Raw genomic sequence first — 13,579 nt, 5'->3', positions numbered from 1 at the left:
CCGGCTCCGTAGCGTGAGGGATCGTGAAGGATCGCGGTCAAGGGCGAGCAAAATCTAGCGCACTCCCGATCCGGCCGGTCCGCGTCCCCGGCGTCCGCACCGACTCGCCCACGTGCGAACGAACTCGAGGAAACCCCGGGGTGTACCGCGAGGCGGTGTCATGCCCGGGCACTTCCGGGGCATCCGATGTCCATCGGACCGACGGACCGCAGGGGAGACGAGCATGAGCAGGGGCAGCCGGGTTCTCACCGTCATGTACATCGCCGTCGCCCTCTGGCTCGCCTTCTGCACCGTGCGCACCTGGGGGGCGGTGCCCGCGTGGACCACCCTGGCCATGGCCGTCGCCTCCCTCGCCCCCGTCCTGGGCGTGGTCCGCGAGACCGTCATCGCCGACGAACGGCGGGCCGTCGCCGCCCTGCGCGAGCGCGAGGGCCGCCGGGCGGCCTGGCGCGACGCGGCGGCCGCGGCGGTCGCCCGGGCCGAGGTGGAGGCGGCGTGCTGCGAACGCTGGTGGACGTCGTGCGCGACCGAGCACGACCCGAACTGCGCCCACCGCACGTCCTGGGGCACCACTGCCTGACCCCCGGACCCCTGAGCAGACGCGGCGCGTCGTGAACTCCTGATCCGCATCAGGAGGTTGACCGCTTCAGCGCGGGGTGGTCACCATGGCCCGCGACGTCGTCGACCCGCAGGCCGGCACGTGCCCGGACGTGACCGGCGGCAACTCCGCGCACCGCGAACCAGGAGGGGACGGTGGGCTGACCCCGTGACCCTGCCCCGCTCGCCCTCGGGCTGGACCATGGCCGTGTTCGGCGTGCTCGCCGCCGCGCTCGGCGCGGTGGGACTGGTCTCGCCGGACACCCAGCTGTCGCTCCTGGGCCTGACGGCGCCGGGCGGGCGGGGGAGCGGTGACCACACGTCCGCGTTCGTGACGGCGTCGTCGATGGCGGCGCTCAACATGGGCGTGTACTACGTCCTGGCCGCGCTCGCGGACTGGCGGGCCTTCTTCCGCTGGACGGTGCCCTTCCGGCTGCTCACCTGCACGGTGTTCGCGGTCGCCGTGAGCACCGGCAGGGCGCCGGGGGCGTTCATCGGTGTCGCGGTGTGGGAGGGCCTGGGCGCCCTCGCGACGGGCGCGGCCCTCCGGCGGGAACGACGGGCCGAGCCCGGCGGGACGCGGCCGACGGGTACGTGAGAGTGAGGGGGGTCCCGGGCGGGACCCCCCTCGGCACTTCTCGGGCGTGCGCGTGGATCTCAGATGCCGCAGGTCGGAGCCGACCAGTAGCGGCTGCCGCGGTGGTCGACGTGCGTGTGGTCGTCGTGGCCCGGGTAGCCGGGGCCGAGGATGCCGTTGAAGCCGTGGTTGCGGGCCTGCTTGGCCAGGGTGCACAGGGAGTGCGGTCCCGCGCCGAGGTCGGCGGCGTCGCCGTACAGGTGGCGGCTGTTGCTCGCGCCGCCCACCGCGCTGTTGCAGGACTGGGAGCGGAAACCGCTGGTGACCCGGATCGGCTGGTCGCCGAGCGCGTGCCGCAGCGCCTCCAGCTTCCACATGGTGCGCAGGGCGTTCGCCTTCGCCGTCGCGGCGCTGACCGCGCCGCCCGACCAGGTCGAGTTGCAGCGGTTCAGCTCGGAGTAGTCGAAGTGGACCGGCGTGCAGTCGTCGTCCTGGAGGGCGTACAGCTTGCTGAAGGTGGCGGAGCCGGCCACGCCGTCGGCGGCCAGGCCGTAGGCGGACTGGAAGCGCTTGAGCGCGGCGGCGGTGGCCGGGCCGAACTCGCCGTCGACGGCCAGCACGGCGCCGTAGCCGGGGTAGCCGCTCAGCCGGATCTGGAGCTGGGTGACGTCGGCGCCGGACGCGCCCTGGGACAGGGTGCGGTTCCAGGTGTAACAGCCGTCGGCGTGCGCGGTCCCGGCGGTGGCCAGGGAACCCGCCGCCAGCCCAGCCATGAGCATGACAACAGAGAGGACGAGTCGCAGTGCGCGTTTCAACATGCGGTCTCCGCTTCGGTACGAGAGATCGGGGTGAGCCACGAACCGTGTGACGCGCGTCAACCATGGGGCAAACACACGGCCGAGCGCAAGGTGTCCCTGATCGGAGCACGCCCGCGACACGTGAGCCCTGTACGCGCCCCCGGGCCGCTGCGGAGAATGCGGTGCCGGTCCTCCCCTCCCCGTGAAGTGCCGTACGCCCCGCCCTGGTTGCACCTTCCGCCGCGGAAAGCAGGTCGATCGCCGTGCTGTTGCGTCTGCCCACGTCCCTGTCCGAAGCCCAGCGGTGTCTGGCCGAGGGGGCGGTGCCCGTCGGCGGGGCCACGCTCGTGTGGGCCCAGTGGCAGCGCGACGGCTTCCCGGAACAGGCGATGTCCCTGCGCCGGCTGCCCGAGGCCACCGTGGTGGACGGCGAGGCCCTGGGCGCCGCCGTGCTGCTGCACCAGATCGACCATCGCGTGCCGGAGGTGCTGCGTCGCGCGGCCGCCTCCATAGGCACCGGGGCCGTGCGCCGGACGGCCACCGTCGGAGGCAACATCGTGGGCAGCGCCCTGCGGTGTCTGCTGCCCCCGGCGCTGGTCCTGGACGCCCGGGCGACCGTCCTGGACCGGGACGGTACCTACGAGGCGGATCTGGCGGAGGTGGTGGCCAAGCGCCCCCTGATGCTGGGCATCCGCTGGCGCCGCCCTCTGACCAGCGCCTACTACAAGGCGCCCGGCGACGCGGGCGGGCCGCCGCCCCTGGTCGTCGCCACGGCCGTGCACGCCGGACAGAACGGTGGGCGGCGGCTGTTCGTCGCCGTGCGGGACGGTGACGAGGTCGTCGGCGAGAGCGTCCCCGCGCCGGCGGACACCGGTCAGGCGCTCGACGCTCTGGACGGCACGGCCCTGGGCGGTCTGCCCGGGGAGGCGCGGGAGGCGGTGCGGCGCCAGGTGACGGACGTCCTCGGGCGTACCGCCGGCGACTGAGGGGGAGCGTGCGGGGCGGCGGACGGCAGGCCCGTCACCCCGCACCTCACTCCACGGGCCAGGTGTGCACCGGCGCGTTGAGATGCATGTAGTCGATGTACTGCTGCGTCATGCGCCGCAGCGCCTCATGGCGCCCGCAGTGTGCCGTCGCGTCGATGTGGTGGAACATCTCCTTCTGCCACACGGCGCCGTTGCGCCCCGTCACACACCGCTGCTCGATGATGCCGAGCAGCGGCTCCCGCCAGGCGTCGTCCATGCCGGACAGCTCCAGACCCCGGTGCGCCAGCGGCAGCAGCCGCCGCAGGACCAGCTCCGCCGCCGGCACCTCGCCCATGCCCGGCCAGTACAGCCGCGCGTCGATGCCGTAGCGGGCCGCCGTGCGCAGGTTGTCCTCGGCGGCGGAGAAGGACATCCGCGACCACACCGGCCGTTCCTCCTCCACCAGGCCGCGGGTGAGGCCGTAGTAGAAGGCGCCGTTGGCGAGGGTGTCGGCGACGGTCGGCCCGGCGGGCAGCACCCGGTTCTCCACCCGGACGTGCGGCTTGTCGCGGGAGACGGCGTACACCGGTCGGTTCCAGCGGTAGATGGTGCCGTTGTGGAGGGTCAGCTCGCCGAGATCCGGGACGTCGCCGCGCAGCAGGGTCTCCGCGGGGTCCTGGTCGTCGCACAGGGGGAGCAGGGCGGGGAAGTAGCGCAGGTTCTCCTCGAAGAGGTCGAACACGCTGGTGATCCACCGCTCACCGAACCACACGCGGGGCCGCACCCCCTGCACCTTGATCTCCTCGGGGCGGGTGTCGGTGGCCTGTTCGAACAGCGGGACGCGCGTCTCGTGCCAGAGTTCCTTGCCGAACAGGAAGGGCGAGTTGGCCGCGAGCGCGACCTGCACCCCGGCGATCGCCTGGGCCGCGTTCCAGTACGACGCGAAGTCCTCCGGGTCGACCTGGAGGTGGAACTGCGTGCTGGTGCAGGCGGCCTCCGGGGTGATGGTGTCCGCGTAGGTGCGCAGCCGGTCGATGCCGGTCACCTCGATGTGCAGGTCCTCGCCGCGCGCCGCGAAGATCTGGTCGTTGAGCAGCCGGTAGCGCGGGTTCTCCGACAGGGCGCCCTCCCCGACGTCCTCGTGCCGCAGGGTGGGGAGGATGCCCGTCATGATCAGGTGCGTGCCGACGGAGCGGGCGCGTTGCTCCGCGTGGTTGAGGGCGGAGCGGATCTCGGACTCCCAGGCGTCGGGACCGCCCTCGGTGAGCTGCCGGGGCGCGATGTTGATCTCGAGGTTGAACCGTCCCAGCTCGGTGTCCCAGGCCGGGTCCGCGATGGCCTCCAGCACGTCGGTGTTGCGCATGGCGGGCTCGGCGCGGTCGTCGACCAGGTTCAGCTCGATCTCCAGCCCCACCTGGGGCCGCTCGGCCTCGAAACGCGACTCGCGCAGCATCTGCGCCAGCGCGTCGAGGCACTGCTGCATCTTGATCCGGTAGCGGCGGCGGTCCTCGCGGGTGAAGGTGAGCGCCGGGACGTCCCGTCCCATCGGTCTCCCTCCAGGCTGTTCGTCCGGAACCTGACCACCCCAGCGTCGCACCGGTGGCCGCCCGCGACCACGCGAGTCCGCCGGCCCGTGGGACCCTCCGCGAGGGACCGGGGCAAGGCGCAGGAGCGGCCGTCGCTCAGGGCGGGATCCTCGCCCCCCGGGGCGTGCCCCCGGTGGGGCGTGTGCGGGGCGGACACCGGCGCACCCGGGAAGTCACCGGTGTCCGCCCGTACGGCCGGCCGTACGGGCCTGCGGGGACGGGGGGAATCGGCTCGCCGGGCGGTGGGTACTCGCCCGGTCCCCGCGCGGACACGCCGCGCCGGTAGCACCACGGGAGGCTCGCCATGGCCGACCTCAGCCCGATCGACCTGCAGAAGGCACTCAAGGGCGCCGACTACCCGGCCGCCCAGGACGATCTCGTCTCGGTGGCGAAGAGCAACGGCGCCGACGACAACCTCGTGAAGAAGCTGTCGGAGACGGGGACCGAGCGGTTCGACGGTCCGAACGAGGTGCAGAAGGCCGTCTTCGGCAGCGAATGACCCGCGTGCCGGGGCCGCGGCCCGCCCCCGTGGGCCGGCCCCGGACGCCCGTGACCGACCGAGGACGGTGCACCGATGACCGAGTACGAGCGCTCGCACACCATGCCGGCCCCGCCCGAGCAGGTCTTCGACCAGGCGGCGGACATCGACCAGATGGGTGACTGGATGCCCGAGGAGCTGCATGTGCGCGCCGAGCGGCTGCCCGCCGTGACCGTGCACGAGGACCGCACCGACGAGGACACCTCAGCCCTCCTGCGGGCCCAGCGGGACCAGATGCGCATCGAGTGGGGCACACGGGAGCAGGGCGGCTACGCCGGCTGGCTCCAGGTCGCCGGCATCGACAGCGGAGCCAGCGAGGTGACCGTGCACCTCTCCTTCTTCGAGGACAGCCACGATCCGGGCGAGGAGCAGGTGACCGGCGCCCTCGACGACAGCCTGCGCAGGCTGGAGCGGAAGGTCCGGCTACGCGTCGACGACGCCGCCGGCTGACCCCTCGCGCGCCCAGTGGGCGGGGCGGCCCAGCGACGGCGGCAGCGTCGTCGCCGCGTCGCCCCGCGCCGCGCTCACTTGCGCCCGGGTGAGGAACAGGGCCCCGGTGAGATCGGCGCCGGACAGGTCCGCGCCGCGCAGGTCGGCGCCGATCAGATCCGCCTCGCGCAGGTCCGCCCCGGTGAGGTCGGCGCCGATCAGCAGCGCCCCGCGCAGACTCGCCCCGCGCAGATCGGCCCCGGAGAGCCGCGCGCCCATCAGGTCGGCGCCGCGGTGGTCCTTCCTGCGGCCCGGCACCCGGGCCCGGGCCAGCTCGCTGGCCCGCAACAGCAGCGGGTTGACCTCCCCGCGCAGCGCGTTCACGTCGAGCGCGACGACCGACTCGGCGGTGCCCCGGGTCAGCTTCTCGATCCGCGCCAGCGCCCGGCCGAGCTCCCGGTGCACGGGACGGGCCGCCGGAAGACCCAGCGCCTCGGCGGTGTACGCGAGCAGTTCGTGCAGCTGCCGCATGACGGGGAACACCGCGAACATCGCGGGCGCCGACCCGGGGTCCCGCCGCCAGTCGGCGCCGCCGAAGGTGACCTGCGAGACCTTCTGCCCGGCGCCGAAGCAGTCGAAGACCGTGCAGCCCTGATAGCCCTCGTCGCGCAGCCGGGCGTGGATGCCGCAGCCGAAGTCGTCACGCAGATGACCGCAGGGCCGCCCGGCGGGCTTGTCCTCGGCGAAGTCGGCGGAGCGGGCGAACGGCAGGGCCACGCAGCACAGGCCGAAGCAGGCCGAGCAGTCGGCGCGCAGCTCCTCGCTCCTCACGACGGCCGGCTCCCGCTCCGGGCGGGGCGCCGTCCGCGCGGGCCGCCGGGGCCGTCCGCCGCCGTGCGCGGACGAGCGGGTTCCGTGCTGTGGCGACACCGTGAACGCTCCTGAGCCGGCGACGGGCGCCCCCTGCCGGGGCGCCCCGTGAACGCCGCCCATTCTCGCAGACGACGTGATCGTCCCCGCCTCCGCTTGCCCACGTCGCACAGGGGAGCGAGGAGCGGGGACCATGACCGGGACCGAGGGAGCCCGCGTGCTCGTGACCGGCGGCCGGCGCGGTCCGGCGAGGCCTTCGCCACCGCGCCGCTGGAGGCCGACGCCGAGACGGTGTACGCCGCCGCGCTCGGCCCGCGCGGTGTGCGGACCGCCTCTCGGGACGGCCGGCCCACCCCGGGCTTCCCCGCGGGCGCCCATGGTCCCGGCGGCACTCACCGCGGTGGGTGCCGCCGTCCGGTGTCTTCCGGGTCAGCGGGCGGTGCCCGCGGCGCGCTGTCCGGTGAGGACCGCCGTCAGCAGTTCCGGGTCGAACAGCGAGACGTCGGCGAGCCGGGTCGGGGCGGCGAGGGAGTTGAGCATCGCCTTGGTGACCCGCACCGCCGACGCCGGCCGCCGCAGCACGGGCTTCGCCCACGCCATGACCGCGTCGTCGAGCGCGTCCGCCTGCACCACCTTGTGCAGCACCGACAGGCCCAGGGCCTCCTGGGCGTCGAAGACCCGCGCGGTGAGGATCAGCTCCCGCACCCGCGCCACGCCCACCTCGCTGATCAGCCGGGGGAGCAGCCCGCCCCACGCGGGCGGCACGCCCAGGGCCAGCTCGGGCAGCCGGAAGGTGGCCGTGTCCACGCCCACCCGCAGGTCGCAGGCGAGCAGCAGACCCACGCCCGCGCCGACCGCCCGGCCCTGGACGCGGGCGATGGTGACGGCGGGGTTGGCGGTGAGGGCCTCGCACACCCGCAGCGCCTTCCTGCCGGAGACACGGATGCCGTCACCGGTGGGATCGGCGTCCAGGTGCTGCGGGAACTCGCGCCGGTCGCCGCCGAGGCAGAACGCGTCGCCCGCCGCGGACAGCACCAGGACCCGCACGTCCGGGTCCTGGTGGTCGAGGACGGTCAGGAGGTCGTCGAGCATGGCGTCGCCGACCGCGTTCCCCTCCTCGGGGAGGTTGAGTTCGACCGTGAGCAGAGGCCCCTGCCGGTAGGTGCGCACGGTCTTGAGTATCTGTTCGGCGGGGAGTTCGGCGAGGTGCGATGCGGTCATGCGGTCACCTTCAGGGACGTGATGCGGCGGAAGACGAGACGGGAGTTGTCGTAGGAGGGCGGTCCGGCCGGGCGGAGGGTGGGGAAGCGTTCCAGGACCTGGGCGACCGCCTCCCGCGCCTCGAACCGGGCGAGAGGGGCGCCGAGGCAGAAGTGCGGGCCGCTGCCGAACGTGATGTGGCCGCCGTCGCGCAGGATGTCGAAGACGTGCGGGTCCGGGTTGCGCCGCGGGTCGTGGGCCGCCGCCCCGTACAGGATGTGCACGGTGGTGTCCTTGGCGAGCGGCGTGCCGGCCAGGATCGTGTCGTCGGCGGCCACATGGGAGTTGAGCCACACCGGGGGGTCGTAGCGCAGCGTCTCCTCGATCAGGTCGTCGATGTGCTCGGGGTGCGCCCGCAGCCACTCCGCGCGGGCGGGTTCCTCCGTCGCGAACCGCACCGCGTTGGTCAGCAGCACCGCGCTGGTCTCCAGCGAGGCGATGGTGATGAACATGGTCAGGTGGTAGATCACCCGCGCCGCGGAGTCCGGGTCGTCCGCGAAGTGGGCGTCCCAGTGGTGGATCCAGCCGGTGAGGACATCGTTGCCGGGGCGCGCCCGCCGGTCGCGGATCAGCTCGCCGAAGAAGGCCCGCATCTCCATCGTGGCCTGCCCCGCGAGCGCCAGCTGCTCCTTCGTGGGGAACAGCTCCTGCGCGTACGCCTGCCGGTGGGCGAAGTCCAGGACGTGCGCGTGGTGCTCCTCGGGGATGCCCAGCCACTCACCGACCGTGCGGACGGGGAGCAGTTCGGCGACCGTCTGCACGAAGTCGGCCTCCCCGTCAGCCCGCAGGCGCTTCTCCAGGTCGTCCAGCAGACCGGAGACGAGCCGCGAGACCGTCGGACGCATGCCCTCCAGGGTGGTGCGGTCGAAGGGGTTGCCCAGGGCACGGCGCTGGCAGGTGTGCGACGGGGCGTTGATGCGGGACAGGGTGCCCGTGAGCTCCTGGGTGGCGAGCTCCTGCCAGCGGCGCGGGTCGGGCTGCCGCTCCTGCCAGGCGAAGTCCGGCACCAGCCAGTTCCTGGAGCGCAGGACCTGGCTGCATGCCTCGAACGAGGTGACGAAGTAGGCGCCCCAGGGGGCGCGCACCACGTCCCCCAAGGAGCGCAGCCCCTCCCACACGGGCAGGGGGTCGGCCTGGCCTTCCGGCGAACGAAGGTGCCGGAGAAGGGAAATGACGGCTCGGCGGTCACTGGTGGTACCGCTTATGTCGCCAACGGCGGTCACTTGGTGCTCCTTTGACTGGACGCTACCGTATACCGCCGGAACCTACCCTTCCATCTCCATGGGTCATGTGTCGTTGAGTGTTGCACCTGTCACATGCCGTGCTGTTGCCGTCCGGCGTGCCGTCATACACGGAAGACGTCGAGGAAGCTGCTCCAGAACCCCTTCTTGCGGGCCGGGGTCTGCCGGGCCTGCTCGGACGAGGGCACGGTCGCGGGGTGTGCGGTCTCGGGCATCGCGGCGGCCCGCTCGCGCATCGCGGTCGCGGTCCGGGTGGCCGGCGTGGGGACGAACGTCACGGGCAGCGCCACCAGCGCACGGTGGAACGGTCCGGGCCGCCACTCCAGTTCCTTCTCCGGCACGGCGAGCATCAGGTCGGGCAGCGCGTTGAGCAGCCGCTCGACCGCGGTGGTCGCGATGACCTGCGCCGGGTCCTTCGCGGGGCAGGCGTGCGGGCCCGCGCCCCACGCCAGATGGGCGCCCTTGCTGTGCGCGCGGCGGGCCTCCGCCAGCGCGGGATCGGCGTTGGCGCCCGCGAAGGAGATGACGACCGGGGTGTTGGCCTCGGCCACATGACCGCCGAGGTCCACGTCCCGCACCGGGTAGTGCGTGGCGTAGTTGGCGATCGGCGTCTGGTTCCACAGCACGTGGTCCAGCGCCTCCTCGATCAGCATGCCGCTCTCCCGGCCCGCCGCCCCGGACAGCAGCAGCATCAGCGAACTGCCGATGAGGCTGCGCTCCGGCTCGATGCCGGCGCCCATCAACAGCACGAGCTGGTCCTTGAGTTCCTCGTCGGTCAGCCCGGCGGGGTGCTGGATCAGCCACGAGGTGACGTCGTCGTCGGGACGCCGGCGCTTCAGCGCGATCAACTCCATGAGGGACGCGGTCAGTTCCTCGTTGGCGCGCACCGCGTCCGTGCCGTCGAAGATCGCCGACACGGCGGCGGTGACGGTGTCGCCGATGTCCGCCGGGCAGCCGAACAGCTTGTTGAACAGCAGCAGCGGCAGCAACTTGGCGTAGTCGCCGATCAGGTCGGCCCGGCCCAGCTCGCTGAACCGGTCGATCAGGTAGTCGGCGATCGGCTCGACGTCGCGCCGGATCCGCGCGGTGTTGAGCCGGGCCAGGCTGTCCACCACGGCCTTGCGCAGCCTCAGATGCACCGCGCCGTCGGTGAACAGACAGCTCGGCCGGTACGCCATCATCGGCAGCACCGGGCTGTCCAGGGCGATACGGCCCTCGTTCAGGTCCTTCCAGCGGCGGGCGTCACGGGCGAACAGCTCCGTGTTCTGCAGCACCCGCAGCGCCATCTCGTGCCCGACGACCAGCGTGGCGTCCACACCGGGGGCGAGCTCGACCGGACCGGCCGGGGCGTGCTCCCGCAGCCGGTCGTAGACCTGGTGCGGATCGGTGGCGAAACCGGCGTCGTGCATGGGGCATCTGCCCGCACCCGACGCGGACGGGGAGTGAGGTTCCATGAAGTCTTCCTTAGTGAACCGTGGACCGTGGACCCGGGGGACCGGGACACGGAGGCCGGGATCCGGGGGTGGGGGGGGGGGGGGGGCGGGGCCCCCCCCCCCCCCACCCCCGGCGGACGCGAGGAGGTCAGGCCGTGCGGTCGAGCAGGTGCCGCACCAGCGCGATCAGCGCCTTCGCGGACGAGCTCTGGTCGCGGGCGTCACAGTGGACGACCGGGGTGTCCGGCAGCAGGTCGAGCGCCTCGCGCACCTCCGCCTCCGCGTACACCGGGGCGGAGTCGAAGCAGTTGACGGCGATGGCGTACTCCAGGCCGTACCCCTCGACGAGGTCGATGACCGGGAAGGTCTCCTCCAGCCGCGTCGGGTCGACCAGCAGCAGCGCCCCCAGCGCTCCGCGCGCCATGTCCTCCCACAGCTGCATGAACCGCTGCTGGCCCGGTGTGCCGAAGAGGTACAGCACCAGGTCGTCGCTGAGGGTGAGGCGGCCGAAGTCCAGGGCGACCGTGGTGGTGGTCTTCCCGGTGACTCCCCTGAGGTCGTCGACCTGCGCCGACGCCTGGGTCATCCTCTCCTCGGTGCGCAGCGGCGTGATCTCCGAGAGCGAGCCGATGAAGGTCGTCTTGCCCACGGCGAAGTGCCCGACGACGAGGATCTTTGCGGCGTTGGTCACCGCGCTGGAGACGTAGATGGACTTCTGGGCCGTCTCAGCCGATGAGGGATTGGAGTCCATTCAGAACCTTCTCGAGGGTCGCTCTGTCAACGTTCTGGGCCCGGGGCGGCTCGGCCCGGCGGAGCAGGTGCCCCTGTTCCGATAAATCGGTGAGCAGCAGCCGGGCCACCCCGACGGGCAGGCCGAGGTGGCCCGCCACCTCGGCGACCGACAGGTAGCCACCCGAGCACAGCTCCCAGATCGCCTTCACCTCGGGGCCGGCCCCGAGCGGCAGCGTCCGTCCGGGGGCCAGCGTGACCAGGGTGTGCAGCGCCAGTTCGTCCGAGGACGGCAGGCTCCGGCCGCCGGTGATGACGTAGGAGCGGACGAAGTCACTGGTGACGGGTGATTCCTCGCCGGGCGCCGTCATCAGCCGACACCGTTGTCGGAGCGGGGAGCCACGCTCATGGCCTTGTTCAGCGCCGTCACCGTCTTCTGCATGCGGAACGACATGGCCTCCATGTCGACGTCCACCGCCGCGGAGACCGCCAGGTAGGAGCCCTGCCCGGCCGCGATGAGGAAGATCCAGCCGCCGTCGTACTCCAGCAGCGTCTGCTTCCAGATGCCGTGTCCCGCGCCGACGAAGCCGGCGACCGCCCGGCTCAGCGACTGCATGGAGCTCATCGCGGCGGCGTTGGTCTCCGCGTCGTCGCGCGAGATGTCGTCCGAACGCTGGAGCAGCAGGCCGTCACCCGAGACGAGGATGGCGTGGCGGGCGCCGCGTACCTCGAGCACGTCGTTCAGCACCCACGACAGGTCGGTCTTCACTGGTGGTCAGGTCCTTCCGTGGTGTTCGTGGTCCGTCCGAGCTGGGTGCCGCGTGCGAACGCCCCCAGGCGCGACGCGGTGACCTCGCCGGACGACTCGGAGGTCTCCTTGTCGAGGGCGCCCGAGCCCTGCGGGGGCGGCACCACCGCGATGGGGCCCTGACGGCGCCGCCGCTTGGGCAGCCCGCCGGACGTCGTGCCCACCACGCGCGACGGGCCCACGGGCACCGGCGCCAGGCGGTGCGGAGCGTCCTCCTGCCCGTCCTCGGGCTCCTGCTCCGGCTCGGCGGGAGCGACCACGTCGGCCGAGAGGAGGCTCTCCGGGATACGGATCACCGCGCGCACACCGCCATAGGGAGAGACCGAGCCGACGGAGACGTGGAAGCCGTAACGGTTGGCGAGCATGCCGCACACCGCGAAACCGAACCGGGGCGGGTCGCCGAGACCGGTGATGTCGACCGGACCGTCGGCGGACAGCAGGGCCGCCGCCCGGTCCTTGGTCTCCTGGTCCATGCCCAGACCGGCGTCGTCCACGATGAAGCACACGCCCGTCGGCACGGCCTGGATGTTGACCTCCACCGGCGTGCCCGGGGCGCTGTAGGTCGTGGCGTTGTCCAGCAGTTCCGCCAGCACCACGGCCACCGGCTCGACCGCCTTGCCGGTCACGGCGACACTGTCCTGGGTGTGGATGCTCACCCGGTTGAAGTCCTTGATGCGGCCCTGGGCGCTGCGGGCGACGTCGTAGACGGTCGCCGCCCCCTCGCGGCGGCCCAGCCAGCCGCCGCACAGCACCGAGATGCCCTTGGCCCGGCGGCTGAACTGGCTGCCGGTGTGGTCGACCGACATCAGGTCGGCCAGTACCTCGCTGTCGTTGCCGTATTTTTTCAGCAGTCCGTCCAGGAGCAGCTGCTGCTCCTCGGCGAGCGACTGGAGGGTGCCCATGGCCGACTTGAGCACGGCCTTGGTCGCCGACTCGGCGTCCGCCCGCACATCGGCCAGTTCCCCCCGGTGCCGGGCGCCCAGCGTGTCGATGTGGGCTTCCAGTTGCTCGATCCGTCCCTGGGCCTGGCCCAGGCCCGCCTCCAGATCCTTCCTTGTTCTTCGGAGCGCCAGATTGGTTCTCCGGGCCCGCAGCACTGCGAGAACCGCAGCGGCGAGCACCACCAGCAGGATCCACAGCAGTGGATCCTTGATCAATGACGTCATGAGACTCTCTTCAAGTCGCATCGCGTCGGGAGAAGGGAGTGCCCGCGCACGCGGAAAACCGGTCCGGGCCGCCGAGCGGCGCGGACCCACGGCGGGACAAAGCCTCAACTCCTCAGCGATGGGGCCTTAGAGACTGTCCCCCGTACGCGTTCATGACGCGTCGCCAGCCTGCTGAAAGTCCGTTGATCGTATCAGCCCCGGGGCGGTAACACGTCTGGTGCCGGTGGCACTTGACAAACCTCACGAGAAGTTCACACAGGGGTCTCCGACGCCCCGCCGCGCACCCCCGGCCGGGGTCCGAGCGTCGCCCGCCCGCTGTGCCGCCGTTGTGCCACGTCCCAGCTGTGGCACGGCGAAACGGTGTCACGGCCGTCGCCTGCCGCGCAGTGCGGCGGGCGGGGTCGGCCGCCCGGGCCCTGTGAGGGGAGACCGCGCGCCCGAGCGTGCTCGTGCAGCCGCGGTGGAGTGCCGGAGCGGGCGGACGAGGTCGGGCGGGTGCCCGTGGGCCGGGCGGGCGCCTCCCCGCCGGTCCGAGTGAGCAGGGCGGGTCGGGCCGCACCCGGAGAGCGATCGTGCCGCGCGC

15 protein-coding genes are annotated in these 13,579 nt (G+C 72.7%); 5 read left to right on the top strand and 10 right to left on the bottom strand.

From position 1 onward, the window contains the following. Positions 1-223 precede the first annotated feature (223 nt). Complete coding sequence (locus ACIQ8B_RS25420; RefSeq protein WP_106415722.1) at positions 224-580, top strand: hypothetical protein; 357 nt, start codon at positions 224-226, stop codon at positions 578-580. Positions 581-799: 219 nt separating this feature from the next. Continuing rightward, a complete protein-coding gene (locus ACIQ8B_RS25415; RefSeq protein WP_106416559.1) occupies positions 800-1,195 on the top strand; it encodes a hypothetical protein in 396 nt (131 codons plus the stop codon). A 59-nt stretch (positions 1,196-1,254) separates the two neighbouring features. On the opposite strand, the gene ACIQ8B_RS25410 is transcribed toward ACIQ8B_RS25415, so the two are convergent. Continuing rightward, a complete protein-coding gene (locus ACIQ8B_RS25410) occupies positions 1,255-1,992 on the bottom strand; it encodes a D-Ala-D-Ala carboxypeptidase family metallohydrolase (RefSeq protein ID WP_290008576.1) in 738 nt (245 codons plus the stop codon). A gap of 242 nt (positions 1,993-2,234) precedes the next feature. On the opposite strand from ACIQ8B_RS25410, the gene ACIQ8B_RS25405 reads away from it, so the two are divergent. Next, positions 2,235-2,957: an FAD binding domain-containing protein gene (locus tag ACIQ8B_RS25405; protein WP_403549886.1), complete on the top strand. Its 723-nt coding sequence runs from the start codon at positions 2,235-2,237 to the stop codon at positions 2,955-2,957. Positions 2,958-3,003: 46 nt separating this feature from the next. On the opposite strand, the gene ACIQ8B_RS25400 is transcribed toward ACIQ8B_RS25405, so the two are convergent. Further along, positions 3,004-4,482, bottom strand: coding sequence for a glutamate-cysteine ligase family protein (locus ACIQ8B_RS25400; RefSeq protein ID WP_290008573.1), 1,479 nt, complete (start codon positions 4,480-4,482; stop codon positions 3,004-3,006). Between the two features lie 344 nt (positions 4,483-4,826). On the opposite strand from ACIQ8B_RS25400, the gene ACIQ8B_RS25395 reads away from it, so the two are divergent. After that, on the top strand, positions 4,827-5,021 hold the full coding sequence (locus ACIQ8B_RS25395) for a DUF2795 domain-containing protein (RefSeq protein WP_403549884.1): 195 nt from the start codon (positions 4,827-4,829) through the stop codon (positions 5,019-5,021). A 75-nt stretch (positions 5,022-5,096) separates the two neighbouring features. After that, entirely contained in the window at positions 5,097-5,510 is a 414-nt protein-coding gene (locus ACIQ8B_RS25390) for an SRPBCC family protein (RefSeq protein ID WP_106415727.1), read from the top strand. Here the strand turns inward: ACIQ8B_RS25390 and ACIQ8B_RS25385 are convergent. The 8 genes from ACIQ8B_RS25385 to ACIQ8B_RS25350 form a co-directional block, all read right to left on the bottom strand. After that, entirely contained in the window at positions 5,484-6,419 is a 936-nt protein-coding gene (locus ACIQ8B_RS25385) for a pentapeptide repeat-containing protein (protein WP_403549882.1), read from the bottom strand. The genes ACIQ8B_RS25390 and ACIQ8B_RS25385 overlap by 27 nt on opposite strands. 369 nt (positions 6,420-6,788) lie before the next feature. After that, a complete protein-coding gene (locus ACIQ8B_RS25380; RefSeq protein ID WP_290008562.1) occupies positions 6,789-7,580 on the bottom strand; it encodes an enoyl-CoA hydratase/isomerase family protein in 792 nt (263 codons plus the stop codon). After that, on the bottom strand, positions 7,577-8,842 hold the full coding sequence (locus ACIQ8B_RS25375; protein WP_403549879.1) for a cytochrome P450: 1,266 nt from the start codon (positions 8,840-8,842) through the stop codon (positions 7,577-7,579). The genes ACIQ8B_RS25380 and ACIQ8B_RS25375 overlap by 4 nt, the downstream gene beginning before the upstream one ends. Before the next feature lie 122 nt (positions 8,843-8,964). After that, the gene (locus ACIQ8B_RS25370) at positions 8,965-10,314 is read right to left on the bottom strand and encodes a cytochrome P450 (RefSeq protein WP_403549877.1); all 1,350 of its coding nucleotides are present in this window, start codon (positions 10,312-10,314) and stop codon (positions 8,965-8,967) included. A gap of 127 nt (positions 10,315-10,441) precedes the next feature. After that, positions 10,442-11,044, bottom strand: a complete 603-nt coding sequence (locus ACIQ8B_RS25365) for an ATP/GTP-binding protein (protein WP_106415731.1) — start codon at positions 11,042-11,044, stop codon at positions 10,442-10,444. Continuing rightward, the gene (locus ACIQ8B_RS25360; RefSeq protein WP_106415732.1) at positions 11,019-11,393 is read right to left on the bottom strand and encodes a DUF742 domain-containing protein; all 375 of its coding nucleotides are present in this window, start codon (positions 11,391-11,393) and stop codon (positions 11,019-11,021) included. The genes ACIQ8B_RS25365 and ACIQ8B_RS25360 overlap by 26 nt, the downstream gene beginning before the upstream one ends. Then, positions 11,393-11,791: a roadblock/LC7 domain-containing protein gene (locus tag ACIQ8B_RS25355; RefSeq protein ID WP_019525692.1), complete on the bottom strand. Its 399-nt coding sequence runs from the start codon at positions 11,789-11,791 to the stop codon at positions 11,393-11,395. The genes ACIQ8B_RS25360 and ACIQ8B_RS25355 overlap by 1 nt, the downstream gene beginning before the upstream one ends. Then, positions 11,788-12,996 (bottom strand): ATP-binding protein, encoded by a 1,209-nt coding sequence (locus tag ACIQ8B_RS25350; protein ID WP_290009404.1) that lies wholly within the window; start codon positions 12,994-12,996, stop codon positions 11,788-11,790. The genes ACIQ8B_RS25355 and ACIQ8B_RS25350 overlap by 4 nt, the downstream gene beginning before the upstream one ends. Between the last annotated feature and the right edge of the window lie 583 nt (positions 12,997-13,579).

The sequence above is a fragment of the Streptomyces sp. NPDC096105 genome, from assembly GCF_044763335.1.
In the GTDB taxonomy this organism is placed as follows: Bacteria; Actinomycetota; Actinomycetes; order Streptomycetales; family Streptomycetaceae; genus Streptomyces.
This window is presented reverse-complemented; position numbering and strand designations above follow the sequence as displayed.